This window comes from Burkholderia sp. E168m15 (genome assembly GCF_016586105.1).
GTDB classification, from domain to species: domain Bacteria; phylum Pseudomonadota; class Gammaproteobacteria; order Burkholderiales; family Burkholderiaceae; genus Burkholderia; species Burkholderia orbicola.
Map to the genome: position 1 here is coordinate 42,517 of NZ_BCPO01000037.1, position 25,537 is coordinate 68,053.

The window sequence follows — 25,537 nt, forward strand, 5'->3', positions numbered from 1 at the left end:
GCGCCTCGGCAGTCGCGCCTGGCCGACCGCCCCAAGCCGGTTGCCCCCTTGGCCGGGCGTCCCTAACCGGGCGTCCCTAACCGGGCCTCCCTAACCGGGCGTCCCTAACCGGGCCTCCCTAACCGGGCGTCCCTCTCTGACAATTCTTAAACCTCATTGCGTGACCGGCTGCGTATACTGACCCGGCCGGTCGTCCGCTCCCAGCGGAGGCGCCGGCCACGGTACGTCGCACGGCGGGCTCGGGGGCCATGCCTGACGCTACCGTCGTACAACGGGGAGAGGACATGTCCTTCAGACCAGGGACCCTTCGAAGTCCGTCCGGAGCGGAAAGCATCGCGCCCGTGCGCACCTCGGAATTGAGCCGGATCGAGCTCGATCCGCAGCAGGACCGCCACGCGCGTGCCGCGCTGGAGGCATATGCAGATTCGGCCGCGGCCGAGATGCCGTGGCTGGCCGAGTGGCTCGACGAACGGCTGCGCGACGCCGCGCGGGACGACGGCTCGGGCCCGACCTACTGTGGCGCAACGATCGAACGCGTGTTCGATCTGGCGCAGGCATGGGCGGCGGGCCAGCCCGACTACGCGGCCAATGCGTGGGAGCGCGTGCGCGACCAGCTGCAGCGGATGCTGGCGCAACCGCCGCTGTCGGAGCCGCCATCGCCACGCATGCCGACCGACGATTTAGCCGAGCCGGTGGCCGGCATCGCGGGCGCCGATTAGGCGTCCGGTTGCGCAACAGAAAGGATTATTCGAAGAAAGGGCGATAGTCCGCGCAATTTCTTGGCGAATTTCATACTACTATGATGAAATCGCCGGTTCGTCCGTGCCCCGTTTTTGAGATATTTAGCCGGGGTCGCCGGTTTGCGCAGGTGGCGCGAGCGGCGAACGACGGCTCGCTGGCCGGTATCCGCCGCCGCGCGCAGGTTGCGCGGCCGGGGCAGGCGCGGGAGCCGAATGGACGAACCGACTTCGATTTGCGGGGTGCTATGAGAATTGCTGTACTGGATGACGATCCGGCCCAGACGGATTTCGTCAGTCAAACGCTGACGGCCGTTGGCCATACGTGCTATGCGTTCAAGGAAGGCAAGGCCCTGAAGAAGCGCCTGCAGCGCGAGACGTTCGATCTGCTGGTGCTCGACTGGAACGTGCCCGACATGTCCGGCGAGGAAGTGCTCAAGTGGGTGCGCGCCAACCAGACCGAGCACAGCCTGCCGATCATCTTCATGACGAGCCGCGACGACGAGGCGGGGATCACGCAGATCCTCAACGCCGGCGCCGACGATTACGTGGTCAAGCCGGTGTCGGGCCCGATCCTGCGCGCGCGCATCGGTTCGCTGCTGCGCCGCGCGTATCCGGTCAACGCCGAGGCGACCGTCCGCGAATTCGATCAGTTCCGTTTCGACGTGAACCTGAAGCAGGCGTACGTCGGCGACAAGGCCGTGAGCCTCACGCAAAAGGAATTCGAGCTCGCGCTGCTGCTGTTCCAGCATCTCGACCGGCCGCTGTCGCGCGCGCACATTCTCGACCTCGTGTGGAAGCAGGCGACCGACATTCCGTCGCGCACGATGGATACGCACATTTCGATGCTGCGCACCAAGCTCGGCCTGCGGCCCGAGAACGGCTACCGTCTCGCGCCGATCTACGGGTACGGCTACCGGCTCGAACGGGTCGGCCAGGGGGAACCGGAGTGACGACGCGACTCACGCAGCGCACGGCGAACCTGGGTACGGCAGCGCTGCGCGCGGCCTGCGCGGTCGCGTTGGCGTTCGCCGCGCAGCAGGCCGCGGCGCAGCCGGCCGCCGCCGCAGGCAAGACGGTCGTCTATCGCACGCAGGCCGGCGACACGCTGTACGACGTCGCCGCGCGCTACCTGCAGGGCGCGGACGACTGGCAACTGCTCCAGCAGATCAACGGCGTGCCGGCGCCGAAGCACCTGCAGCCCGGCATCGCGCTGAAGCTGCCGGTCGCGCGCCTGCGCAAGGAAAAGCTCACCGCACGCGTGATCGCGGTGCAGGGCACGGCCGAGCGTGCGTCCGGCGCGGCTTTCGCGCCGCTCGCGAACGATGCGACGCTCGCCGAAGGCGATCGCGTGCGTACCGGCCCGAACGGCTTCGTGACGATCGAGCTGGCCGACGGCACGCACATGAGCCTGCCGCCCGACAGCCAGCTCGACCTGAAGTCGCTGCGCCGCACGGTGCTGACCGGTACGCTCGATCGCGAGTTCGAACTCACGCGCGGCTCGGTCGACAGCGAAGTCACCCACCTGAAGAAACGCGACGACCGCTTCCAGATCCGCTCGCCGTCGGTCGTGGCCGGCGTGCGCGGCACGCGCTTTCGCGTGAACTACGACGCGGCCGGCACTGCGTCGACGCGCGTCGAAGTGCTCGACGGCACCGTCGGCGTCGCGGGCGGCCGGCAGCCGGCCGACGCGACGCTCGTGCATGCGAATTTCGGCAGCGTCGCGACGTCGTCCGGCGCGGTCGGCGCGCCCGTCCAGCTGCTGGGCGCCCCCGCGCTCGCGCATCCCGACAAGGTGCAGGACGAGCCCGACGTCGCATTCGACGTCACGCCGCTCGCGCAGGCGCATGCGTATCGCGTGCAGCTCGCGCACGATGCGGGGCTGCTCGACCTGTTCCGCGAAACGCGCACCGATTCGCCGCGCGCGGTGTTCCGCGACGTGCCGAACGGCAACTACTTCGTGCGGATCGCCGCGATCGATGCGAACGGCCTCGAGGGGCTGCCGCGCACCTATGCGTTCGAACGCCGCGTGATGGGGCTCGACGCGAGCGCGTCGCAGGGCGCGGGCGGTTACGAGTTCCGCTGGTCGCCGAACGGCTCGGGCAAGAATGCGCGTTACCGGTTCGTGCTGTCGCGCTCGAAGGACCTGAGCGCGCCGGTCGTCGACCAGGTCGGCCTGCACGCGCGCCAGATCACCGTCGCGCACCTGCCGCCGGGCGACTATTTCTGGGCCGTGACCGTCGAGGAATTCGAAGGCGGCAAGTTCTACGAGAAGACCAGTCCGGTCAGCGCGTTCACGTTGTCGCGCTGATCCGCGGCGCATGAAACCCGACTCCGTTTCTCCGCGGCGGCACCTCGGCCGCCGCTTCCTGATCGAATGGATCGCGATCGGCTGCCTCGGGATCGCGGTGATTCTCGTGTGCGCGCTCGGCCGCCTGTCGTCGAGCGTCGACGGGCTGATCTACGACCGGCTGCTGATGCTGCGCAGCCTGCCGCTGTCGCCCGACGTGGTCGTCGTCGACATCGACAACCAGAGCGTATCCGCGCTCGGCCGCTGGCCGTGGCCGCGCGACGTGCATGCGCGGCTGCTCGATACGCTCGCGCGCGCGCAGCCGGCCGCGGTCGTCTACGACGTGCTGTTTACCGAACCATCGTCGGAGGATCGCGCGTTCGCGGACGCGATGAGCCGCGTGCCGACCTTCCTGCCCGTGCTGTTGAGCCCCGAGCAGGCGGACGGCACGCGCTCCGTCGATCCGCCGGTGGCCGCCCTCGCCGCGCGCGCGACGGGGCTGGGCCATATCAATCTCGAAGTCGATCGCGACGGCATCGTGCGCAGCGTCGCGCTGTTCGAAAGCGACGGCCGCGTGCGCTGGCCGCAACTGATGGTGCCCGTCTATCGCGCGATCCAGGCCGGCCGGCTGCACCCGGTCGGCGGCGTGCCCGGCGCGGACGCGCACGACCTGTCGCGTGATGCGGCGGGCGACGGCCGCTACCTGATTCCGTTCAGCCGCAATACGCCCGCGTATCCGACGCTGTCGTTCGACGACGTGCTCGAAGGGCGCGTGAAACCCGACGCGCTGCGCGGCAAGATCGTCGTCGTCGGCGTGACGGCATCCGGGCTGTACGATCGCTTCGCGACGCCGGTGTCCGGCGAGTTCGGCCCGCTCGCCGGCGTGTATATCCATGCCAACGTGCTCGACATGCTGGCGACCGGCAGTGCGATTTCGCCCGCGTCGCGTGCGGGGTTGTTCGTCGCGTCGCTGCTGCCGCTCGCCGTGTTGCTGGGCGGCTTCCTGATGCTGTCGCCGTGGCGCGCGTTGCTGCTGACGCTGAGCCTCGCCGCGCTCGCCATCGTCGCGAGCCTGGCGCTGCTGTTCGAGGCGCGCATCTGGCTGACGCCGGCGCCCGCGATCTTCGGGCTGATCGCCGTCTATCCGATCTGGAACTGGCGGCGGCTGGAAATGACGATGTCGTACCTGCGCCGCGAGCTGCAGAAGCTCGCCGACGAGCCGCACTTGCTGCCCGAGGCGCCGCGCACGCGCAGCGTCGGCGGCGACGTGCTGGAGCGGCAGATGGCGCTGATGGCGCAGGCCGCGCAGCGTGTGCAGGACATGAAGCGCTTCGTGTGGGACAGCCTCGACAGCATGCCCGAGCCGATCTTCGTGACCGACCTCGCCGGCACCGTGCTGATCGCCAACCATGCCGCGAAACGCTACGGGTCGCGGCTCGCGCTGCCGCTGCCGGAAGGGCGCCCGCTGCGCACCGCGCTCGGCGAGCTGACCTTCATGAAGACCGTCGACGGCAACGCCGAGCATGACGCGGCGATCCGCGAGCACTGGCCGGCCGTGCTCGATCCGACGCTCGAGGCCGAGCACGACGCGATGGCGCGCGGCATCGAGGTGCGCGATCGCGACGGGCTCGACCATCTGCTACGCTACGCGGCATGTACGAACGCGCAAGGGCGCGTGACCGGCTGGATTGCCGGCCTCGTCGACGTGACCGAGCTGCACGCGGCCGAGCGGCAGCGCGAGGAAGCGCTGCACCTGCTGTCGCACGACATGCGTTCGCCGCAGTCGTCGATCCTCGCGCTGGTCGAGATCGAGCGCGACCGCGTCGAAAGCGACGCGATGCGCGGGCTGCTCGCGCGAATCGAGCGCTATGCGCACCGCGCGCTGTCGCTCGCCGACGAGTTCGTCCAACTGGCGCGCGCCGAGTCGCAGGCGTACCAGCTCGAGGTGACGAGCCTCGTCGACGTGCTGATCGACGCGAGCGACGAGGTGTGGCCGCAGGCGCAGGCGAAGCACATTCGCGTGGAGACCGGCGTGGGCACCGACATGTGCTGGGTGCGCGCGGACCGCTCGCTGATCACGCGCGCCTTCGTGAACCTGCTGAACAATGCGGTCAAATACAGTCCGTCCGACACGGTGATCACGTGTACGCTGACGGTCGAGCACGCATCGAAGCGGATGTTCTGTACGATTCGCGATCAGGGGTACGGCATTGCGCCGGAAGATCAGCGGCATCTGTTCGAGCGTTTCAAGCGATTCCATGCCGGCGAGCGGCCCGAAATCTCGGGTTCCGGGCTCGGCATGGCGTTCGTGAAGACGGTCGTCACGCGCCATGGGGGCAGCGTGTCGGTCGACAGCGAAGTGGGTGTCGGCACCGCGGTGACGGTGTCGCTGCCCGCGATCGACGAGCCGTCCGCCTGACAGGGCCGGGCGCGACGGCAGGCATTTGGGGAAAGTCATGAGAAAGCAATGGGCAGCGACCGCGCTGGCGGCGTCGCTGTTGACGGGTTGCGCCGGCGTGACGAGCGGCGTGAGTGCGGTCGGGCAGCCGAATGCATTTGCATCCGGTGCGCACGGCTACGACTTCGCGCGGACGGCCGCACAGGCGGACGACGCCGAATACCGGCAGATCGAGACGCTCGTGCGCGACGAGCTCGCGCGCCGCGGCTTCGATGCGCAGCCGCTCAAGGACGCGCGTTACCGGCTGTCGATCGCGTACGCGACGCAGCCGGCGGCGGTCGCGGCGAGCGCCGAGCGGTGCGGCGCGGCGAGCAGCGCGTGCGTGACGGTCGACGGGCCCGCGCCGTTCGCGCTACCGTTCATGGGCCGCGTGTACCGTCACGTGCTGACGCTGCGCTTCGTCGATGCGAAATCGGGCGCCGACGTCTATCGCGTGTCGGCGTCGCTGCGCGATCGCGATCCCGGTACGCAGCAGGCCGCGCCGGCGCTCGTGAAGAGCGCGCTGGCGAAGGTGCCGTTCGGCGACGGCAGCGGCTGGCTGGTCAAGACGAAAAAAGACGACGCGGGCGGCATGCCGGGCGTCGTCTCGGTGAAGCCGGCCGACGCGCGCTGAAGCGGCGGCCGCGAGGTGAGGGCGGGCGCGCCGGAGCGCGCCCTTGCCGCGTTCAGACGGTCGGTTGGGCGCCGTCGCGGGTGCGCAGGTACGTCTCGAATTCCGCACCGACTTCCGGGTGGCGCAGCGCGAATTCGACCGTCGCCTTCAGGTAGCCGAGCTTGCTGCCGCAGTCGTAGCGCGTGCCCTGGTACTTGTAGGCCAGCACCTGTTCGTCGGCGAGCAGCGCCTGGATCGCATCGGTGAGCTGCAGTTCGCCGCCCGCGCCCGGCTTCAGCGCACGCAGGTGATCGAAGATCCGCGGTTTCAGCACGTAGCGGCCGACCACGCCGAGGTTCGACGGCGCGACTTCCGGCGCCGGCTTCTCGACGATCGCCGACATCTTGACGATCGACTCTTCCCATTCCTTGCCGTCGACGATCCCGTACGACTTCGTCTCCGACGGCGGGATCTCTTCGACGCCGATCACCGAGCTGTGATAGTGGTCGAACACGTCGACCATCTGCTTCATCACCGGCGGGTTGCCGTCGAGCAGGTCGTCCGCGAGGATCACCGCGAACGGGTTGTCGGCGACGAGCTTTTCCGCGCACAGCACCGCGTGGCCGAGGCCGAGCGCTTCCGGCTGGCGCACGTAGAAGCAGTCGACATGGCTCGGCTTGATGCTGCGCACGAGTTCGAGCAGCTTTTCCTTGCCGCGCGCCTCGAGTTCGGCCTCGACCTCGTACGACTTGTCGAAGTGGTCCTCGATCGCGCGCTTGCTGCGCCCGGTGACGAAGATCATCTCGGTAATGCCGGCCGCGATCGCTTCCTCGACCGCGTACTGGATCAGCGGCTTGTCGACGACCGGCAGCATTTCCTTCGGGCTCGCCTTCGTTGCCGGGAGGAACCGCGTGCCGAGACCGGCAACGGGGAATACCGCCTTGGTGACTTTCAACATGATCGAACCTTTATTCCTGTAATCGACTTGTCAGACGGTCTATGTTCACGTTCGCATTATAGTGAACGCAAATGACCTTACCGTTTGTTACGCAGGCAACCGATCGAGCTGCGCACGCAGTTTTTCGAGCGTGCTCTGGAATTCCGCGACACGTTTCTGCTCCTGTTCGACCACGGCCGGCGGCGCTTTCGCAACGAAAGCCTCGTTGCCGAGCTTCGCGTTGCACTTCGCGATCTCGCCCGTCAGGCGCGTGATTTCCTTCGACAGGCGCTCGCGCTCGGCCGCGACGTCGATTTCCACCTTCAGCACCAGCTTGTTCGGGCCGACGATCGCGATCGGCGCGCCGTGCGCTTGCTGGTCGAGCGCGGCTTCGTCCGCGAGGATCTGCACTTCGGACAGGCGTGCGAGCGCCTGGACGTACGGCGCGAACGAGCGCAGGCGCTCGGCGTCGCCGGCCGCCAGCAGCGGCACCTTGGTCGCGGGCGACAGGTTCATCTCGCCGCGCAGGTTGCGGCACGCGTCGACGATCGCCTTCAGGTCGGCTGCCCACTGCTCGGATGCCTCGTCGAGCTTTTGCAGGTTCGCGACCGGATACGCCTGCGTCATCAGCGATGCCTCGCCGTCGGCCTTGCCCTGCGGATAGCGGCCGGCGAGCGGCGCGACCTTCTGCCAGAGCGCTTCGGTGATGAACGGGATGACCGGGTGCGCGAGGCGCAGCACCGTTTCCAGCACGCGCAGCAGCGTGCGGCGGGTGGCGCGCTGCTGTTCCGGCGTGCCGTTCTGGATCTGCACCTTCGCGAGTTCGAGATACCAGTCGCAGTACTCGTCCCACACGAACTTGTAGATGCTGCTCGCGATGTTGTCGAAGCGGTAATCGGCGAAGCCCTTCGCGATGTCGGCTTCGGTGCGCTGCAAGAGCGACACGATCCAGCGGTCGGCCGCCGAGAAGTCGAGGTAGCCGCCGGGGCCGCAGTCGCCCGCGCCGCACACTTCCGGCTTGTCGGCGCCGCAGTCGTGGCCTTCGCAGTTCATCAGCACGAAGCGCGTCGCGTTCCACAGCTTGTTGCAGAAGTTGCGATAGCCTTCGCAGCGCGCGAGGTCGAAGTTCACGTTGCGGCCGAGCGTCGCCATCGACGCCATCGTGAAGCGCAGCGCGTCGGTGCCGAACGCGGGGATGCCGTCCGGGAATTCCTTGCGCGTCTTCTTCTCGATGGTCGCGGCCTGCTTCGGGTTCATCAGGCCCGTCGTGCGCTTCGCGACCAGCGTGTCGAGGTCGATGCCGTCGACGATGTCGATCGGGTCGAGCGTGTTGCCCTTGCTCTTCGACATCTTCTGGCCTTCCGCGTCGCGCACGAGGCCGTGCACGTAGACGGTATGGAACGGCACCTTGCCGGTGAAGTGCGTCGTCATCATCACCATCCGGGCGACCCAGAAGAAGATGATGTCGAAGCCGGTGACGAGTACCGACGACGGCAGGAAGTGCTGCAGCTCAGGCGTTTCGTTGGGCCAGCCGAGCGACGAGAACGGCACGAGCGCCGACGAGAACCACGTGTCGAGCACGTCCTCGTCGCGCTTGAGCGCGCCTGCATAACCCTTCGCCGCGGCCTGCGCGCGCGCTTCTTCCTCGTCGCGCGCGACGAACACCTCGCCGTTCTCGCCGTACCATGCGGGAATCTGGTGACCCCACCACAGCTGGCGCGAGATGCACCAGTCCTGGATGTTCTCGAGCCACTGGTAGTAGGTGGTCGTCCAGTTTTCCGGGACGAACTTGATCTGGCCGTCGCGCACCACGTCGAGCGATACCTCGGTGATCGACTTGCCCGGATGGAACGTGCCTTCCGGCGCCGGCTTCGTCATCGCGACGAACCACTGGTCGGTCAGCATCGGTTCGATCACGACGCCCGTGCGGTCGCCGCGCGGCACCATCAGCTTGTGCGGCTTCACCGAGTCGAGGAAGCCCTGCGCGTCGAGGTCGGCCACGATCGCCTTGCGCGCGTCGAAGCGGTCGAGGCCGCGATACTGCTCGGGGCCGTTGTCGTTGATCTTCGCGTCGAGCGTCAGGATCTCGATCGGCGCGAGCTTGTGGCGCAGGCCGACCTGATAGTCGTTGAAGTCGTGCGCGGGCGTGACTTTCACGACGCCGGTGCCGAACTCGCGGTCGACGTAGTCGTCGGCGATCACCGGGATCTCGCGGCCCGTCAGCGGCAGCGTGACGAGCTTGCCGATCAGGTGCACGTAGCGCTCGTCTTCCGGGTGAACCATCAGCGCGACGTCGCCGAGCATCGTCTCGGGACGCGTGGTGGCGACCGTCAGCGAGCCCGAGCCGTCGACGAGCGGGTAGCGGATGTGCCACAGGTGGCCGTTTTCTTCCTCGCTGACGACTTCGAGATCCGACACGGCGGTCATCAGCACCGGATCCCAGTTGACGAGGCGCTTGCCGCGATAGATCAGGCCCTGTTCATACAGCGTGACGAACACGTCGCGCACGGCGGCCGACATCTTGTCGTCCATCGTGAAGTATTCGCGCGACCAGTCGGTCGACGCGCCGAGGCGGCGCACCTGGCCGGTGATCGTCGAGCCGGACTGCTGCTTCCACTCCCACACGCGCTCGACGAACTTCTCGCGGCCGAGGTCGTGGCGCGACACGCCCTGCGCGTCGAGCTGGCGCTCGACCACGATCTGGGTGGCGATCCCGGCGTGGTCGGTGCCGGGCACCCACAGCGTGTTCTCGCCGAGCATCCGGTGGTAGCGGGCGAGGCCGTCCATGATCGTCTGGTTGAACGCGTGGCCCATGTGCAGCGTGCCCGTCACGTTCGGCGGCGGCAACTGGATCGCGAAATCAGGGCGGGCCGGATCGAATGCCGGGGCGGCATAGCCGCGTTTTTCCCACTCCGGCCCCCATTGGGACTCGATGGTATGGGGCTCGAAGCTCTTCGCAAGCGTGTTGTCGCTCATGTTGGAAATCTGCCGAAAAATGCGTGAATTGGATGCCGAATCTGACAATTATAAATGGATGCCCATCGGCCAGCCATCGCCTTGCCGGCGCGGGCCCGCCGGGACGCGGCCGCAACGTGTCCGCAACCCGCCCGCAACACGCAGGCAGCGTGCGACCGAACGGATCGGAAACGGCATCGCGCGGCCGACTTATAATGTCGGGTCCGCATTTTTCTCGCCCGTTAGCCGCCGCTCCATGCCCGATCTGCTCGCCAATCTGAACCCCGAACAACTCGCCGCCGTCACGTTGCCGAACGAACCGGCGCTGATCCTCGCAGGGGCGGGCAGCGGCAAGACCCGCGTGCTGATCACGCGCATCGCGTGGCTGATCCAGCAGGGCTATGCGTCGCCGCCCACCGTGCTCGCCGTCACCTTCACGAACAAGGCCGCGCGCGAGATGATGGCGCGCCTGTCGGCGATGATGCCGATCGATACGCGCGGGATGTGGATCGGCACGTTCCACGGCCTGTGCAACCGGATGCTGCGTACGCACTGGCGCGACGCGGGCCTGCCGCAGACCTTCCAGATCCTCGACACGGCCGACCAGCTGTCCGCGATCAAGCGGCTGATGAAGGCGGCGAACGTCGACGACGAAAAGTATCCGCCGAAGAACGTCCAGTACTTCATCAACAACGCGAAGGAGCAGGGGCTGCGCCCGGACAAGGTCGACGCGACCGACAACTTCAACCGCAAGTTCGTCGAGCTGTACCAGGCGTACGATCAGCAGTGCCAGCGCGAAGGCGTCGTCGATTTCCCCGAGCTGCTGCTGCGCTGCTACGAGCTGCTCGCGTACAACGCGCCGCTGCGCGCGCACTACCAGGCGCGCTTCCGGCACATCCTCGTCGACGAGTTCCAGGACACCAACAAGCTGCAGTACGCGTGGCTCAAGATGCTCGCGGGCGGCGAGAACGCGATCTTCGCGGTCGGCGACGACGACCAGTCGATCTATGCGTTCCGCGGCGCGAACGTCGGCAACATGCGCGACTTCGAAGACGAATTCCGCGTGCGCAACCTGATCAAGCTCGAGCAGAATTACCGTTCGCACGGCAACATCCTCGACGCGGCGAACCAGCTGATCTCGAACAACGCGCACCGCCTCGGCAAGAACCTGCGTACCGATGCCGGCCACGGCGAGCCGGTACGCGTGTACGAAGCCAGCACCGATTCGCAGGAAGCCGGCTGGATCGTCGAGGAGATCCGTTCGCTGATCAATACCGGGATGGCGCGCAGCGAAGTGGCCGTCCTGTACCGCAGCAACGCGCAATCGCGCTCGATCGAGCACACGCTGATGTCGTCCGGCATTCCGTACCGCGTGTACGGCGGCCTGCGCTTTTTCGAGCGGCAGGAAGTGAAGCACGCGCTCGCGTACCTGCGCCTGATCGACAACCCGAACGACGACACGGCATTCGCGCGCGTCGTGAACTTCCCGACCCGCGGCATCGGTGCGCGCTCGGTCGAGCAACTGGCCGACGCCGCGCGCCTGTACGGCTGCTCGATGGCCGCCGCGATTCCGTACGTGACCGGCAAGGCCGGCACGAGCCTCGGCGGGTTCGCGAACCTGATCGCGAAGATGCGTGCCGACACGCAGCACATGAACCTGCCCGACACCGTCGAGCACATCGTGCGCGCGAGCGGCCTCGCCGATTTCTACCAGGGCGAGCGCGAAGGGCAGGATCGCCTCGAAAACCTGCAGGAACTCGTAAACGCGGCCACCGCGTTCATCGCCGAGGAAGGCTACGGGCTCGACACGCCGGCCCGCTCGATCCCGCTGCGCGCGGGCGCGATCGCGGCGCCCGAGCTCGGCACCGCAACCGACGATCCGGCGGTCGACGTGCTCGATCCGGCGTCGCCCGCCGACCCCGCACAGAACCCCGACACGATGACGCCGCTCGCGGGCTTCCTGTCGCATGCGTCGCTGGAGGCCGGCGACAACCAGGCGCAGGCCGGCCAGGACGCGGTGCAACTGATGACCGTGCACGCGGCGAAAGGGCTCGAATTCGCGGCCGTGTTCATCACGGGGCTCGAGGAGGGCCTCTTCCCGCACGAGAACAGCGTGCTCGAATCGGACGGCCTCGAGGAAGAGCGCCGGCTGATGTACGTCGCGATCACGCGCGCGAAGGAGCGGCTCTATCTGTCGTTCGCGCAGAGCCGGATGCTGCACGGCCAGACCCGCTACAACGTGCGCTCGCGCTTCTTCGACGAACTGCCCGAGCACGTGCTGAAGTGGCTCACGCCGAAGGTCGAGGCCGGGTCGCGCTGGGGCGGGCGTTCGGACAATGCCGGCTACGGGCGTGACTGGTTCGCGCGGCCGGGCGGCGGCAGCCGTGAGCAGATCGTCGATGCGGCCGTGTCCGCGCCGCTGCCCGCGTTCGCGAACAAGCAGCGCGCGGCCGACACCGGCTTCCGGGTCGGCCAGCAGGTGTTCCACACCAAGTTCGGCGAAGGCACGGTCACCGCGCTCGAAGGCAACGGCACCGATGCGAAGGCGCAGGTGAAGTTCAAGCGCCACGGCGAGAAATGGCTCGCGCTCGCGGTCGCGAAACTGCAGGCGGTGGAATGATGGACGTCGACCTCGCCGTGACGCCTGCCGCCCGTCCGCTCGGCATTCTGGCCGCGCTGCCCGAGGAGCTCGGCGACCTGATCGCCGCGATGCGCGCCGACGGCGCGATGAAGACGGTCACGCTCGGCCGCCGCGATTACCACGTCGGCACCGTGCACGGCGCGGCCTGCGTCGTCACGCTCGCGCGGGTCGGCAAGGTCGCGGCGGCCGCGACGGTCAGCGCGCTGATCCACGTGTTCGGCGTGTCGGGCGTGGTGTTCACCGGTGTCGCGGGCGGTGTGTCGCGCACGGTGCGTATCGGCGACGTCGTCGTGGCCGATACGTTGCTGCAGCACGATCTCGATGCATCGCCGCTCTTTCCGCGCTACGAGGTGCCGTTGCTCGGCATCACGCGCTTCGCGACCGACGCGGCGCTGACGGCCCGCTTGCGGGCTGCATGCACGCTGTTCGTCGAGGAAGAGGGCGCGCGGTTCGCCGAGCGCTTCGGGCTCGCCGGCGCGGCGCTGCACGCGGGGCTCGTCATCAGCGGCGACCGGTTCGTGTCGAGCGAGCAGGAAGTGCTCGCGCTGCGCGACGCGTTGCCGGACGCGCTCGCGGTCGAGATGGAAGGCGCGGCGATCGCGCAGGTGTGCGCGGAGCACGACGTGCCGTTCGCGCTCGTGCGCACGATCTCCGATACGGCCGACGATCACGCGACGCAGTCGTTCTCGCATTTCCTGTCGGCGATCGCGAGCAGCTATTCGTCCGGCATCCTCAAGCGTTTCCTGACGCTGCATGCGACGACGGCGGCCTGAAGCCGCCGTCTCGCACTTTCCCGTCCAAACCATTCGACCGGCCGCAGCGCGCACGCCGCGGCCAGTCGTTCGTCACGCCTTTTTGCGCCGGCTGCTTTCGAGGTTCGGCAGGAACACCGTCAGCACGCCGATCAGCGGCAGGAACGAGCACACCTTGTAGACGAACGGAATGCTCGTCGCATCGGCGAGCTGGCCGAGCACGGCCGCGCCGACGCCGCCCAGGCCGAACGCGAAGCCGAAGAACAGGCCCGCGACCATCCCGACCTTGCCGGGCATCAGCTCGGTCGCATAGACGAGGATCGCGGCGAACGCCGACGCCAGCACGACGCCGATGATCACGGTCAGCACGCTCGTCCAGAACAGGTTCGCGTACGGCAGCAGCATCGTGAACGGCGCGACGCCCAGGATCGACACCCAGATCACGTACTTGCGGCCGATCCGGTCGCCGACGGGCCCGCCGATCAGCGTGCCGGCCGCCACCGCCGCGAGGAACACGAACAGGTGGATCTGCGCGGCCTGCACCGACAGGTGGAACTTGTCGATCAGGTAGAACGTGAAATAGCTGTTGATGCTCGCGAGGTAGAAGTACTTCGAGAACACGAGCAGCACCAGCACGCCGATCGCGGCCATCACGCGGCCGCGCGACAGCGTCGGGTGGCCGGCCGAGGCGGCCTTCTTCTTCATCGACGGATGCTTCTTGTACCAGTGGCCGATCTGCGTGAGCACGATCATCGCGACGAGCGCGGCCGCCGAGAACCAAGCGATGCTGTGCTGGCCGTGCGGAATGATCACGAGCGCGGCGAGCAGCGGCCCGAGCGCGGAGCCGGCATTGCCGCCCACCTGGAACACCGACTGCGCGAGCCCGTGCCGGCCGCCCGACGCCATCCGCGCGACCCGCGACGATTCGGGGTGGAACACCGACGAGCCGCAGCCGACGAGCGCGGCGGCCACCAGCAGCATCGGGAAATTCGGCGCGGCCGACATCAGCAGCAGCCCCGCGAGCGTGAAGCCCATGCCGACCGGCAGCGAATACGGCTTCGGATGCTTGTCGGTATAGAGGCCCACGAGCGGCTGCAGCAGCGACGCGGTGATCTGGTAAGTGAGCGTGATCAGGCCGATCTGCGCGAACGACAGCGCGAACTGGCTCTTGAGCATCGGGTAGATCGCGAGGATCAACGACTGGATCATGTCGTTGAGCATGTGCGAGAAGCTGATCGCGCCGAGCACCGGGTAGACGGTGCGGGCGACGGGCGGTGCGGACGGCTGGGCGGCGGCTGCGCCGGCGGCTCCGGAGTCGAGGCTGGTTTCCATGTGAGCTGAACGAGTTGAGGTGGCTGGCGCGCTCTGTTGGGGATCGGCGCGTTGTCGATTCGTTGATGCGTCAAAGAAGTGTAATGTGGCGTATTGAGAATGTCAGGCCAAGTTTTATCGCGAATCGGACATTCGTGTGACGGATCGGTCGGTGCGTCCTTTTTTGGACAGGTATAACGCTGGCGGCGCGTCCGTCCTTCAGCCGGGCCGCGCCGGGGCCCGGTGCGTGTTTTTCCGGACTCAAGAAACGGCGGTGGCGGCCGTAGAACGACCCAATGACAACAGGCGCGCCGCGCCCCGCACCGGCTACCCGCCGGGCGGGCGCAGGACGCGCGGCATGGCCTGCCATCGCGGGACCGCCGGGACCGACCTTTCCGGCAGCGTGATCCATACGGGGATAGTTCGATGAAAGCAGCATCTTTGCATCCACAGCCCGGTGCGGCCGCCGCCGCACCCGCCGTTGCCGCCGGCCGCACCGCTCGGCGCACGCGCGCGGCGCGTCGTACGCGCCGGCCGTGGACCGTCAAGGCGACGTTGCGCGCCGCGTTCGCGATCCTGCTGGTCGGCACGCTCGCGATCGGCGTGTTCTCGCTGTGGCAGATCAGCCGGCTGAACGCGTCGATCGCGTCGGTCTACGAGCAGGGCCACGTCGCGAGCCGCGCGGCGGCGGAAGTGCGGGCCGAGGTGTTGCGCGCGAGCCGCGCGCAGAAAATGCTGCTGACCGCGACCACCGCGAAGGAGCGCGACGAACTCGGCGCCGAGGTGAGCGCGGGGCTCGCGTCGATCGGCCAGGCGCTCGGCACGCTGCAGCGCTATGCCGATCCGGACGATGCCGGCGATTCGGCGCGGCTGCGCACCTTCTCGACGGCGGTCGGCACGTGGAGCACGCATCTGCGCGATTTCGTCACGCTGGTGCGCGCGCAGCCGCTCGACCTGTCGCAGATGAACTGGCAGGTCGGCACGCAGGACGTGTCACTGCTGGTCGAAACCGGCAAGCTCGAAAAACTCGTCGCCGAACTCGTGAAGACGCGCGGCGAGAAGTCGAAGGCGACGCTCGATGCGTCCGCCACCATTTTTTCGTCGTCGTTCGCGATGATCGCGGCGATGACGGCCGCGCTGATCGTGCTGGCCGTCGTGATTGCCGAGCGCGTCGTGCGGCGCCTCGCGTCGCAGCTCGGCGGCGAGCCCGCGCTCGCGAAGGAGATTGCCGCGGATATCGCGCGCGGCGACCTGACGCGGCCGATCACGCTCGCCCGCCACGACCGCGACAGCATGGTGCGCGCGCTGGCCGAGATGCAGACTGGGCTCGCGGCCACCGTGGGCGAGATCGCGGTGAGCGCCGAGGCCATCGCGGCCGCGTCCGGCGAAATCTCCACCGGCAATCTCGACCTGTCGCGGCGCACCGAGCAGCAGGCCGTCGCACTCGAGCGCACCGCGGCCAGCATGGAGCAACTCACGTCGACCGTGCGGCAGAACGCCGAGAACGCGCGGCAGGCGAGCACGCTCGCGGCCAATGCGTCGGCGGTCGCGGAGACGGGCGGGGAAGTCGTCGGCCGGGTGGTCGCGACGATGAGCGAGATCGACGACAGCGCGAAGAACATTCGCGACATCATCGGCACGATCGAGGGGATCGCGTTCCAGACCAATATTCTCGCGTTGAACGCGGCAGTCGAGGCCGCGCGCGCCGGTGAGCAGGGGCGCGGCTTCTCGGTGGTCGCCGGCGAGGTGCGATTGCTCGCGCAGCGCTCGGCGACCGCGGCCAAGGAGATTCGGGAATTGATCGGCGCGTCGGTCGAGCGCGTGGCGAACGGCGCGGCGCTCGCGCACGACGCGGGCCGCACGATGGGCGACGTGGTGCGCGCGGTCAAGCGCGTGACCGACATCATCGGCGAGATTTCGGCGGCGTCGGACGAGCAGAGCGCGGGGATCGACGAGATCGGCCGCGCGGTCACACAGATGGATGCCGGCACCCAGCAGAACGCGGCGCTCGTCGAGCAGGCGGCGGCTGCCGCGAACGCGCTCGACGAGCAGGCTCAGGCGCTGAAGGCGCTGGTCGGGCGTTTCCGCATCGCGCACTGAGCGTGCGGCACGCCCCGGCGATTACGACTTCTTCTGCTTGTCGGGATCGATGATGACCGTGCAGGTCGTGCCCGCCGACAGCACCACGTCGGCCGGCACTTCGTCGATCTTGATGCGTACCGGCACGCGCTGCGCGAGGCGCACCCAGTTGAAGGTCGGGTTCACGTCGGCGACGAGGTCGCGGCTTTGCGGGTTGTCGCGATCGTAGATACCGCGCGAGATGCTTTCCACGTGGCCCTTCATCACGCCGCCGCTCATCAGCCGCATTTCGGCCGGTGCGCCGATCTTCACGCGCGGCAGCTTGGTTTCCTCGAAGTAGCCGTAGACCCAGAACGAGTGGCTGTCGACGATCGCGAGCTTTGCCTGGCCGGCCACCGCGTAGTTGCCCTTGAAGGTCTGCAGGTTCGTGATGTAGCCGTCGACCGGCGCGACGACGCGCGTGCGCTCGAGGTTGAGCTTCGCGGCGTCGAGCGCGGCGAGCGCCTGCTGATACTGCGCGTCGGCACTCGATGCGCTGTGCGCGGCATTTTCGCGGTTTTCCTTCGACACGACGAGCGCATCGAGGTCCGCGCGGCGGGCCGCGTCGTCGCGGCGCATCTGCAGTTCCGCGCGGCGGGCGGCCACCGCCGCCTGCGCCTGCTCGACCGCGATCTGGTAGTGCGACGGGTCGATCTGCATGATCAGGTCGCCTTTTTTCACGAGCTGGTTGTCATGCACGGGCAGCTCGACGATCGCGCCCGACACGTCCGGCGCGACGTTGACGATCTCGGCGCGCACGCGCCCGTCGCGCGTCCACGGATCGTCCATGTAGTGCACCCACAGCGAGCGCCCGATCAGGATCGCGACGAGAAGGATGATGGCGGTCGCGACGAAGCCGAAGAGTTTTCTGAGAATCATGATGGTTCGGAATCAACGGTAAACGGCAAGACTCAGTCCGCCGCAAATGCAGACGAGAAGGCAGGCCCGGAACAGCGACGGGTGCCAGACGAGACGGTAGAGGCCCGTATAGGCGAGCAGGCGGTCGACAGCCCAGGTCGCGATCGCGCCGAGGACGAACATCAGCACCACCGTCGGCATGTAGGCATCGAGAATGGCGATTTCACGCGGCATCATGACGAGGCTCCTGGTTGGGGATGCACGGGGCGGTTGCGGTTGAGCGGCTCGAGCGGCGATTCCGGGTCGAGCAGCGCGGTCCGCACGAAATGCAGGTGGCTCAGGATGCGCTGCAGCCGGTGGCGCTCGTCGCGCGACGGCTCGACCGCATCGAGCGTTTGCCGGGTCGCGTCGATCGCCGCATTGGTCGCGGCGAGCGTCGCGTCGAAACGCGCGGCGCTCGGCCGGGTGAACAATGCCGACAGCGCGGTGCGCATCGTGTCGATCGCGCGCCGCCACGGCATCGCCGGCGCATAGCGCGGGTCGGCCGGCAGCGTCGCGAGCTCGTGACGCAGGTCGATCGTCGCGTTACCGGTTTCGAGCACCGCGAACATCCAGCGCAGCGCGTCGCGCTGCACGTCGGGCTGGTCGGCCGACAGCGTGTGCGCCTGGTACATCAGGTCGCGCGCGCCGCTTTCGAAGCGCGTGCGCAAACCCGCGAGCCGCGCGTGGCCGGCCGCGACGGCCTGGTGGCGCAAGTCCGCGAACAGCCGCTTCTTGTGCCACGGCGCGGTCGGCGGGAACAGCACCGCGAACGCGATCGCCGACGCCAGCATCGCCAGCACGAGCGCGAGCGAATCGTTCATGAAGCTGGTCGGATCGTAGTGCGTGATGTTGTCCGGGCCGGCGAGGAAGCTGAAGAAGATCAGGTAGCCCATCCCGTAGCCGGCGAGCTTCGGCTTCAGCGTCATGAAGATGCCGATCGCGAGCAGCGGCGCCAGCGCGACGCACAGCAGCGGGAAGCCGTCGATGTGCGGATAGATGCCGAACGTCAGCAGGAAGCCCGTGCAGACGGCGAGCGCCGTGCCCATGCCCATCTGCGCGGACATTGCGGTGGGGCGCGGCGTCGACGACGCGAGCGCGCAGGTGGCTGCCGCAGTCAGCGTCATCGTCACGCCGCTCGGCCACGCGGTCTCGATCCAGAACCAGCCGAGCACGAGGATCACGGTCGCGGTGCGAATCGCCGCGATCACCATCGCCGTCGCATTGGTGCGCGGCTCGTAGCGCTCGATCCAGCGTTCGCGTTCGTGCGTCGCGCTCGACAGCGACGCGTAGGTGGCCGCGTATTCGTGCAGGTCGGTGATGAAGCGGTACAGCAGTTCGGCGGCTGTATCGAAGTCGAGCAGCGGAAAGTCCGGCTGCGTTTCGAGCGCCGCGCGCGTCGCGCGGATGCGGCGCGGCAGCGCGTCGCGCCACGCGAGCAGTTGCGTGGCCGCGTGGCCGGCATCGGCCGACGTGCGTACCGGTTCGCCGGCTGGCGTCAGCAGCAGCGGGGCGATCTCGCGAAAGTACGGCTCGATCGCGTCGATCGCGGCCTGCGCGCCGGCCGCATGCAGCCGGTTCATCAATTGGTGCAGCGCATGGAAGCGGCTCGACGCGCTCATGAACTCGCTGTTCAGCCGCGCAAGGCGGCCGCTGCGCATCCGCGTGTCCGGGTCCTCGAACACGGCCATGCTGCGCGCGGCCTCGAACCCGACCACGTCGGCGACGAAGCGCGTGTGGATGGTTTCGATATGCGCGCGGTCGAGCTGGCCCGACAGCGCCGCCGCGACGTAGTCGACGAAGCTGCCGAAGCGCTTGCGCACCGTCGTGCGCATCTGCTCGCCGGTGGTCCGCGGAAACACGAGGGCGCTGACCACGCCGGCCGACACGATCCCGACCATGATTTCGGCCACGCGCGTCATTGCGCTCATGAACGCACCGTCCGGGTGTTGCGACGCAGGCAGCCCGATCAGCGCGGTCGTGTAGCCGGCCAGCAGGAAGCCGTAGCTGCGGAAGTTGCGGTTGCGCGCGGCGCCGGCCGTGCACAGGGCGACCCACAGCGCGACCGCCAGCAGGAACAGCTGCGGCTGCTGCGGGAACAGCCCGACGAAGGTGAGCGTCGCGATCAATCCGAAGATCGTGCCGGCGACGCGATAGAAGCTTTTCGCGAGCACCGCGCCGCTTTGCGGCTGCATCACGATGAACACCGTCGTCATCGCCGTTTTTGGCGCGGGCAGGTCGAGCCGCATCGACACGCCGGTCGCGATGAACGCGGCGAGCAGCGCCTTGAACAGATAGAGCCACGCGGCGCCGTCGGTGCGAGCCCAGTCGCCGAATGCGGCATACCAGGCCGCGAACGGGCCGCCGGCGGGCGTTGAAGCGGGGGAGGAGGCTGACATGGCGACGCTCCGCGTTACCGTGCGGCCGGCACGCCGGACGCGCCGGTGGTAGCGACTTCCGCGGGCCGGGCGACGGCTGCCGCGGGCTTCGTGCCCGATGCGGCGGCGGGCGCGGCAACCGCGGCGGCGGCTTCGTCCTTCGGCACATCGGTACCCGTCTCGACCCCACCCCCGAGCGCGGCCATCAACTGCGCGTGCGCGGCGAGGCGTTCCGCGTCGATGCGGGCGGCCGTCTCCTGCGCGCGCAGCAGTTGCTGTTGCGCGACCAGCACGTTCACGTAATCGGTCAGCCCGCGGCGGAAGCCTTCGCGCGACAGTTGATAGCTGCGATTGTTGGCCGCCACCGAGCGCGCGGCGTCCTTCTTCTGCGTATCGAGCGAGCGGATTCGCACGACCTGGTCGGCGATGTCCTTGAGCGCGCCGACGATCGTCTGGTTGTAGCGCTCGACCGCCTGGTCGTAGCCGGCGTTCGCGGCGCCGAGCTGCGCCCGCAGCCGACCGCCTTCGAAGATCGGCAGCGACAGCGCGGGGCCGGCCGTCCAGCCGCCGTTCATCGCGCGCAGGAAGTCGGTGAACGGCGCGGTCACGCCGAAGCCGCCGACCGTCGCGAGCAGGTCGATGTTCGGGTAGAACGACGCCTTCGCGACGTCGATGCCGCGCGCCTGCGCGTCGACCGTCCAGCGCGCCGCGACGACGTCGGGGCGGCGGCCGAGCAGGTCGGCCGGCATCGCCGACGGCAGGCCGGCCGGCGCATCGAGCGCAAGCTGCGGCCGCTTGATGGTGTCGCCGGCGCCCGGGCCCTTGCCGGCCAGTGCGGCGAGCTGGTGGCGCGCGAGCTGGATCGCCTCTTCGTAGCTGTCGATCTGGCGCTCGTAGTCGGGCAGCGTCGATTCCGCCTGGCTTACGTCGAGCTGCGTGCCGAGGCCGGCCTGCAGCCGCTTGCGGGCGAGATCGGCGAGCGAGCGCTGGCGTTCGAACGTCTCGTGCGCGAGGTCCAGCAGCGCGTAGTTCATCGACATGCCGACATACGCGCGCACCACGTTGACTTCGAGTTCGAGCTTGGCCGCGCGCGCGTCGGCGGCGGTCGCATGCGCGGTGTCGAGCGCCCGCTCGGTCGCGTTCTTGTCCTTGCCCCACAGATCGAGGTGGTACGACAGGCCGAGCGAGCCGGTATTGTTCCAGGTGTCGGCGTTCGCGAGCGGCCCCGGGCCGTAGTACACGTTGTCCGGCCAGTGCTGGCGCATCAGCGACAGGTTGCCGTTGATCTGCGGCAGTTCGGCCGAGCGGGCGACGCGCGCCATCGCCTGCGCTTCGCGCACGCGGGCCTCGGCGGCCGCGAGGGTCGGGTTGCCGGCCTGGGCGGCGGCGATCCATGCATCGAGCTGGGGATCACGGTACGCGCGCCACCAGTCGGCGGCGGGCCAGCCCGCGTCTCGGTCGGCCGCGCGGATGGCCGCGCCGGCGTCGAGTGCGTTCGCTTCTATGCGAGTGGACTGGGTTTTGTTGTCGCCCATGCTCGCGCAACCGGCCATTATTAATGAGACTGCAAGAACCGCCAGTGCGAGCGTCCCTTTTGTCGCCGGAGACTGCACGATTTTCTCCCTTTCGGATATAGATGAGTCGGAGGCGATTATATTTTTCAGTGATTCCTGAATAAACGGACAACGGTGCAAGTCATTTTTACGAATCCTGAGATAATATTTGTTGGACCCTGTGCAACAATCCCTCCGGATTCAAACGGGTAATGGGATGGATACGCTACAAAACATGCGGGTATTCGTCCGCGTGGTGGACGCGGGAAGCTTTACCGCGGCCGCCCAGCAGATGAATTCGACCACCGCCTACGCGTCGCGCGCGGTCTCGGATCTCGAGGCCCACCTGCGCACGCGTCTCCTGAACCGCACGACGCGCCGGATCGCACTGACCGAAGCGGGCGAGCGCTATCTGCAGCGCTGCGAACAGATCCTCGCTTACGTCGACCAGGCCGAAGCCGAGGCGGGCGACGCGCACGCGCGTCCGTCCGGCAAGCTGAAGGTCCATTGCTTCACGAGCCTCGGCCAGCACTATCTGGTGCCGGCCATCGCGCGCTATCGCGAGCGCTATCCGGACGTGCACGTCGAGCTGACGCTCGCGCAGCGGATGCCCGACCTGCTCGACGAGGGCTACGACGTCGCGATCGTCGTCGGCCGCGATCTGCCCGATTCGGGGCTCGTGTCGCAGCGGCTCGGCGAGAGCTACAGCGTCGTGTGCGCATCGCCGGGTTATGTCGAGTCGCACGGCGTGCCGCAGCGGCCGGCCGATCTCGCACAGCACGTGTGCCTCGGGATGGTCGCGCCGGGCTTTCACTTCGACGAGTGGGCGCTGGCGGGGCCGAACGGCGACGAGGTCGTGCCGATCACGGCGCCGCCGTTCCGCGTGAACGTCGCGGAGGCGCTCGCGGTGGCCGTGCGGGAGGGAATGGGGGTAGGCGGGCTGCCGCTCTATTCGGCGATCGGCTGGCTGCGCAGCGGGCACATCGTGCGCGTGATGCCCGAGTACCGGTCGCACGTGATGAACATCTATGCGCTGTATCCGTCGCGCCAGTACCTCGACGCGAAAATCCGGACCTGGGTCGATTTCCTGCGCGAAGAGCTGCCGCTCACGCTCGAAGCCGACGAAGCGGCGCTCGAACAGTACACGCGTGCGACATGACCGCGCGGTCGGCCGCCATCTGACGAGATTTGTCCTTCACGCAACATTTTTTTACGAACGTGTGTCAGACAGTTTGATACTGTTGGAATTAACGAGATACACCACACCGGAGTAGCGATGGATACGCACCTGATGATCGGCCTTGGCGTCCTGCTGGGCGCGGCTGCCGCCGCGGCGGCGACCCGCGACCTGCTGCGTGCGATGAAGGCGAAGGCGCAGATGAAGCCCGTGCCGGTCCGCGTGCGCGAGCCGCGCCGCCCCGGCCGCTGATCCCGCCGTCACGCTTCAGACGGGCAAGGCCGCGCCACGCGGTCGCCCGGGCCGGCGCTCAGCCGAGCACGACGACCTTGTCCCACGCGAACGCGGGGTTTTCCCATTCGCCGGTGCGCCGGTGAAGGTAGCCGCGCGGATTGCACACCACGCGCGTGCCGCCGTCCGCCACGTAGTCGAATGACGTATGCGTGTGGCCGTGCAGCCACAGATCCACCGGCGGTCGCACCAGTGCCGCCATGTCCGTGACGAACCCCGCCGACGCCAGATCCTCCGCATAGCGTTCCGCCAGCGAGCGCCGGTGCGGCGCATGATGGGTGACGACGATCGTCTTGCCCGCGAACGGCGCCGCCAGTTGCGTTTCCAGCCATGCACGGCCTTGCAGATGGAGCGCAATGGCGTCGGCCGGCGCGAAATCCCGTTCCGGCGCCCCCGCTGCCGTACGCAATGTCGCGTCGTGCGGCCACGTCACCTGGATCAGTCCCTTGAAATCGAGCATCACCCGCAGCGCGGCGTCGATCGCACGCGCGACGCTGGCTTCGTCCCGGCCGAACAGCGAAAAATCGGCCCAGAGCGTCGTGCCCAGCACGCGGAAGCGTTGAGCGGGATCGACGTAGACGCCGTTGTTCAGGTAATGCACGTTGTCGAGCGCATGCGCCGCGTCGCGCATCGCCGTCTCCAGCGCGCCGAATTCCCCGTCGTAGTACTCGTGGTTGCCCGGCACGTAGACCACCGGCACCGCCGGGTCGAACGTCTCGGCGGCCCAGCGCAGGCCTTCCGCGTGATTGTGGATGTCGCCGGCCAGCACGACGAGATCCGCATCGGCATGCGGGATCGCGTCGGGCAGGTTGTTTTCGAGATGCAGGTCGGACAGGACGCGGACTTTCACGGGCTTGGCTCCTGAGTAGGCGGCGTCAGCGCAGGACCTTGCCGGGATTCATCAGGCCGCGCGGGTCGAGCGCGGTCTTCAGCGTGCGCATCAGCGTGGTTTCGACCGGCGACTTGTAGCGTTGCGCGTCGTCGATCTTCAACTGGCCGATGCCGTGCTCCGCGCTGATCGTGCCGTGATGGCGGTGCACGTTGTCGTAGACGATCCGGTTGATCGGCTTCTGGAATTCCGCGAGGAACGCCTTCGGATCGCCACCTTCGGGCGTCTGCACGTTGTAGTGCAGGTTGCCGTCGCCGAGGTGGCCGAACGTGACCATGCGCGCGCCCGGCGCGGCCTGCTGGATCGCCGCGTCGGTCTCGTCGATGAAGCGTGCGATCGACGAGATCGGCACCGCGATGTCGTGCTTGATGTTGAGCCCTTCGTCGGCCTGCGCGAGCGGGATGTGCTCGCGCAGGTCCCAGAACGCGCGCGATTGCGCGAGGTTCTCCGCGACTACCGCGTCGACCACGAGCCCGGCCTCGAACGCGTCTTCCATCAGCTTCTCGAACAGTGCGCGCGCATGCGCTTCGCTTTCGTTGTCGGACAGCTCCAGCAGCACCGTTTGCGCATGCGTCTGCGCGAACGGATAGCGCAGTTGCGGATAGTGCTTGCCCACCAGCTGCATGCAGAAATCCGACATCAGCTCGAAGCCGGTCAGCAGCGGCCCGGCCGCGCGCTGCGCGAGCGCGAGGAAATCGAGCGCCGCGTGCGGCGATTCGAGCGCGGCCAGCGCTGTGACCTGCGCGGCCGGCAGCGGATGCAGCTTCATCACGGCCGCCGTGATGATCCCGAGCGTGCCTTCGGCGCCGATGAACAGGTCGCGCAGGTCGTAGCCGGTGTTGTCCTTGCGCAGTCCGCGCAGCCCGTCCCAGATCTCGCCCTGCGGCGTCACGACCTCGAGCCCGAGGCACAGCTCCCGCGCGTTGCCGTAGCGCAGCACCGCGGTGCCGCCCGCATTGGTCGACAGGTTGCCGCCGATCGTGCAGCTGCCTTCCGCCGCGAGGCTCAGCGCGAACAGCCGGCCGCCTTCGCGGGCGCGCGCCTGCACGTCGGCGAGGATCACGCCGGCTTCGACGGTGATCGTGTTGTTGTGCGGATCGAGCGCGCGTACGCGGTTCAGGCGCGCCAGGCTCAGCACGGCCTGGCTGCCGCTCGCATCGGGCGTCGCGCCGCCGGCGAGGCCCGTGTTGCCGCCCTGCGGCACGAGCGCGACGCCGTGCGCGTTGGCGAGCTTCACGAGCGCGGCGACTTCCGCCGTGTTCGCGGGCCTCAGCACCGCGCACGCCGCGCCCTTGTAGCGGCGGCGCCAGTCGGTCAGGAACGGTTCGGTATCGTGCGGATCGGTCAGAACGTGATCGGCGCCGATCGCGTCGCGGCACGCGGAAACGAAAGCTTCGGAGGACATCATCACCTTGTCGCGTAAGGGTCAGGACGTGGCGCGCGGTTTTTTCGCCGCGCGCTTGAACGGCGCGACGTAAGCCAGCGCCGCCACGAAGAAGCCGACGGCAAGCGCGGTCTCGCACCAGCCGAGCGTCGCGGACAGCCCGCGATCGGACATGCC

The 25,537-nt window shown here is 68.2% G+C and carries 19 protein-coding genes and 1 pseudogene; 10 read left to right on the plus strand and 10 right to left on the minus strand.

The genetic code is table 11. The features are described 5' to 3' along the window. Positions 1 to 284 precede the first annotated feature (284 nt). From JMF86_RS06775 to JMF86_RS06795, 5 genes are all read left to right on the plus strand, one after another. Positions 285 to 719 (plus strand): peptidase, encoded by a 435-nt coding sequence (locus JMF86_RS06775; protein WP_201316840.1) that lies wholly within the window; start codon positions 285 to 287, stop codon positions 717 to 719. A 266-nt stretch (positions 720 to 985) separates the two neighbouring features. Further along, a complete protein-coding gene (locus tag JMF86_RS06780; protein WP_006490421.1) occupies positions 986 to 1,690 on the plus strand; it encodes a response regulator transcription factor in 705 nt (234 codons plus the stop codon). Further along, positions 1,687 to 3,048, plus strand: a complete 1,362-nt coding sequence (locus JMF86_RS06785; protein WP_201316841.1) for a FecR domain-containing protein — start codon at positions 1,687 to 1,689, stop codon at positions 3,046 to 3,048. The genes JMF86_RS06780 and JMF86_RS06785 overlap by 4 nt, the downstream gene beginning before the upstream one ends. A 10-nt stretch (positions 3,049 to 3,058) precedes the next feature. Continuing rightward, positions 3,059 to 5,446 (plus strand): CHASE2 domain-containing protein, encoded by a 2,388-nt coding sequence (locus tag JMF86_RS06790; protein ID WP_201316842.1) that lies wholly within the window; start codon positions 3,059 to 3,061, stop codon positions 5,444 to 5,446. A gap of 37 nt (positions 5,447 to 5,483) precedes the next feature. Beyond that, the gene (locus tag JMF86_RS06795) at positions 5,484 to 6,098 is read left to right on the plus strand and encodes a DUF4136 domain-containing protein (protein ID WP_011545219.1); all 615 of its coding nucleotides are present in this window, start codon (positions 5,484 to 5,486) and stop codon (positions 6,096 to 6,098) included. A 52-nt stretch (positions 6,099 to 6,150) separates the two neighbouring features. Here the strand turns inward: JMF86_RS06795 and galU are convergent, their stop codons facing one another. After that, a complete protein-coding gene (galU, locus tag JMF86_RS06800; protein WP_006476218.1) occupies positions 6,151 to 7,035 on the minus strand; it encodes a UTP--glucose-1-phosphate uridylyltransferase GalU in 885 nt (294 codons plus the stop codon). Positions 7,036 to 7,122: 87 nt separating this feature from the next. After that, on the minus strand, positions 7,123 to 9,990 hold the full coding sequence (locus JMF86_RS06805; RefSeq protein WP_201316843.1) for a valine--tRNA ligase: 2,868 nt from the start codon (positions 9,988 to 9,990) through the stop codon (positions 7,123 to 7,125). Positions 9,991 to 10,225: 235 nt separating this feature from the next. Here JMF86_RS06805 and JMF86_RS06810 point away from each other — a divergent pair, with 235 nt between their 5' ends. Continuing rightward, positions 10,226 to 12,589 (plus strand): UvrD-helicase domain-containing protein, encoded by a 2,364-nt coding sequence (locus JMF86_RS06810; protein ID WP_201316844.1) that lies wholly within the window; start codon positions 10,226 to 10,228, stop codon positions 12,587 to 12,589. Next, the gene (locus JMF86_RS06815) at positions 12,589 to 13,383 is read left to right on the plus strand and encodes a 5'-methylthioadenosine/adenosylhomocysteine nucleosidase (RefSeq protein ID WP_374039643.1); all 795 of its coding nucleotides are present in this window, start codon (positions 12,589 to 12,591) and stop codon (positions 13,381 to 13,383) included. The genes JMF86_RS06810 and JMF86_RS06815 overlap by 1 nt, the downstream gene beginning before the upstream one ends. A gap of 72 nt (positions 13,384 to 13,455) precedes the next feature. On the opposite strand, the gene JMF86_RS06820 is transcribed toward JMF86_RS06815, so the two are convergent. Beyond that, positions 13,456 to 14,694 (minus strand): MFS transporter, encoded by a 1,239-nt coding sequence (locus JMF86_RS06820; protein ID WP_201316846.1) that lies wholly within the window; start codon positions 14,692 to 14,694, stop codon positions 13,456 to 13,458. A gap of 405 nt (positions 14,695 to 15,099) precedes the next feature. On the opposite strand from JMF86_RS06820, the gene JMF86_RS06825 reads away from it, so the two are divergent. Then, positions 15,100 to 16,773 carry a methyl-accepting chemotaxis protein gene (locus tag JMF86_RS06825; RefSeq protein ID WP_201316847.1) on the plus strand — a complete coding sequence of 558 codons (1,674 nt, stop codon included), beginning with the start codon at positions 15,100 to 15,102 and terminating at the stop codon, positions 16,771 to 16,773. A 21-nt stretch (positions 16,774 to 16,794) separates the two neighbouring features. On the opposite strand, the gene JMF86_RS06830 is transcribed toward JMF86_RS06825, so the two are convergent. From JMF86_RS06830 to JMF86_RS06845, 4 genes are read right to left on the minus strand one after another with little or no spacing between them, the layout of a single operon-like run. Continuing rightward, on the minus strand, positions 16,795 to 17,670 hold the full coding sequence (locus JMF86_RS06830; RefSeq protein ID WP_011545225.1) for an HlyD family secretion protein: 876 nt from the start codon (positions 17,668 to 17,670) through the stop codon (positions 16,795 to 16,797). Positions 17,671 to 17,682: 12 nt separating this feature from the next. Then, the gene (locus tag JMF86_RS06835) at positions 17,683 to 17,886 is read right to left on the minus strand and encodes a DUF1656 domain-containing protein (RefSeq protein WP_006476212.1); all 204 of its coding nucleotides are present in this window, start codon (positions 17,884 to 17,886) and stop codon (positions 17,683 to 17,685) included. After that, positions 17,883 to 20,087 carry an FUSC family protein gene (locus JMF86_RS06840; protein WP_006476211.1) on the minus strand — a complete coding sequence of 735 codons (2,205 nt, stop codon included), beginning with the start codon at positions 20,085 to 20,087 and terminating at the stop codon, positions 17,883 to 17,885. The genes JMF86_RS06835 and JMF86_RS06840 overlap by 4 nt, the downstream gene beginning before the upstream one ends. Positions 20,088 to 20,101: 14 nt before the next feature. Then, positions 20,102 to 21,679 carry an efflux transporter outer membrane subunit gene (locus JMF86_RS06845; RefSeq protein WP_080289200.1) on the minus strand — a complete coding sequence of 526 codons (1,578 nt, stop codon included), beginning with the start codon at positions 21,677 to 21,679 and terminating at the stop codon, positions 20,102 to 20,104. Positions 21,680 to 21,836: 157 nt separating this feature from the next. Between JMF86_RS06845 and JMF86_RS06850 the strand changes: the two genes are divergently transcribed. Beyond that, on the plus strand, positions 21,837 to 22,778 hold the full coding sequence (locus JMF86_RS06850) for a LysR family transcriptional regulator (RefSeq protein ID WP_006485634.1): 942 nt from the start codon (positions 21,837 to 21,839) through the stop codon (positions 22,776 to 22,778). Positions 22,779 to 22,895: 117 nt separating this feature from the next. Further along, a complete protein-coding gene (locus JMF86_RS06855; protein ID WP_006476208.1) occupies positions 22,896 to 23,048 on the plus strand; it encodes a hypothetical protein in 153 nt (50 codons plus the stop codon). Positions 23,049 to 23,106: 58 nt separating this feature from the next. On the opposite strand, the gene JMF86_RS06860 is transcribed toward JMF86_RS06855, so the two are convergent. From JMF86_RS06860 to JMF86_RS06870, 3 genes and pseudogenes are all read right to left on the minus strand, one after another. Beyond that, a complete protein-coding gene (locus tag JMF86_RS06860; RefSeq protein ID WP_201316848.1) occupies positions 23,107 to 23,937 on the minus strand; it encodes a metallophosphoesterase in 831 nt (276 codons plus the stop codon). A 25-nt stretch (positions 23,938 to 23,962) separates the two neighbouring features. Next, positions 23,963 to 25,384, minus strand: a complete 1,422-nt coding sequence (locus tag JMF86_RS06865; protein WP_124468218.1) for an FAD-binding oxidoreductase — start codon at positions 25,382 to 25,384, stop codon at positions 23,963 to 23,965. A gap of 18 nt (positions 25,385 to 25,402) precedes the next feature. Next, positions 25,403 to 25,537 (minus strand): annotated as a pseudogene (locus JMF86_RS06870) (DUF2069 domain-containing protein); the annotation flags it as partial.

Coding starts and splice junctions, on each gene's coding strand:
- JMF86_RS06855 (WP_006476208.1), top strand. CDS start 22,896: ATGGATACGCACCTGATGATCGGCCTTGGCGTCCTGCTGGGCGCGGCT.
- JMF86_RS06850 (WP_006485634.1), top strand. CDS start 21,837: ATGGATACGCTACAAAACATGCGGGTATTCGTCCGCGTGGTGGACGCG.
- JMF86_RS06820 (WP_201316846.1), bottom strand. CDS start 14,694: ATGGAAACCAGCCTCGACTCCGGAGCCGCCGGCGCAGCCGCCGCCCAG.
- JMF86_RS06835 (WP_006476212.1), bottom strand. CDS start 17,886: ATGATGCCGCGTGAAATCGCCATTCTCGATGCCTACATGCCGACGGTG.
- JMF86_RS06825 (WP_201316847.1), top strand. CDS start 15,100: ATGAAAGCAGCATCTTTGCATCCACAGCCCGGTGCGGCCGCCGCCGCA.
- JMF86_RS06805 (WP_201316843.1), bottom strand. CDS start 9,990: ATGAGCGACAACACGCTTGCGAAGAGCTTCGAGCCCCATACCATCGAG.
- JMF86_RS06795 (WP_011545219.1), top strand. CDS start 5,484: ATGAGAAAGCAATGGGCAGCGACCGCGCTGGCGGCGTCGCTGTTGACG.
- galU (WP_006476218.1), bottom strand. CDS start 7,035: ATGTTGAAAGTCACCAAGGCGGTATTCCCCGTTGCCGGTCTCGGCACG.
- JMF86_RS06830 (WP_011545225.1), bottom strand. CDS start 17,670: ATGATTCTCAGAAAACTCTTCGGCTTCGTCGCGACCGCCATCATCCTT.
- JMF86_RS06775 (WP_201316840.1), top strand. CDS start 285: ATGTCCTTCAGACCAGGGACCCTTCGAAGTCCGTCCGGAGCGGAAAGC.
- JMF86_RS06815 (WP_374039643.1), top strand. CDS start 12,589: ATGGACGTCGACCTCGCCGTGACGCCTGCCGCCCGTCCGCTCGGCATT.
- JMF86_RS06840 (WP_006476211.1), bottom strand. CDS start 20,087: ATGTCAGCCTCCTCCCCCGCTTCAACGCCCGCCGGCGGCCCGTTCGCG.
- JMF86_RS06865 (WP_124468218.1), bottom strand. CDS start 25,384: ATGATGTCCTCCGAAGCTTTCGTTTCCGCGTGCCGCGACGCGATCGGC.
- JMF86_RS06810 (WP_201316844.1), top strand. CDS start 10,226: ATGCCCGATCTGCTCGCCAATCTGAACCCCGAACAACTCGCCGCCGTC.
- JMF86_RS06790 (WP_201316842.1), top strand. CDS start 3,059: ATGAAACCCGACTCCGTTTCTCCGCGGCGGCACCTCGGCCGCCGCTTC.
- JMF86_RS06780 (WP_006490421.1), top strand. CDS start 986: ATGAGAATTGCTGTACTGGATGACGATCCGGCCCAGACGGATTTCGTC.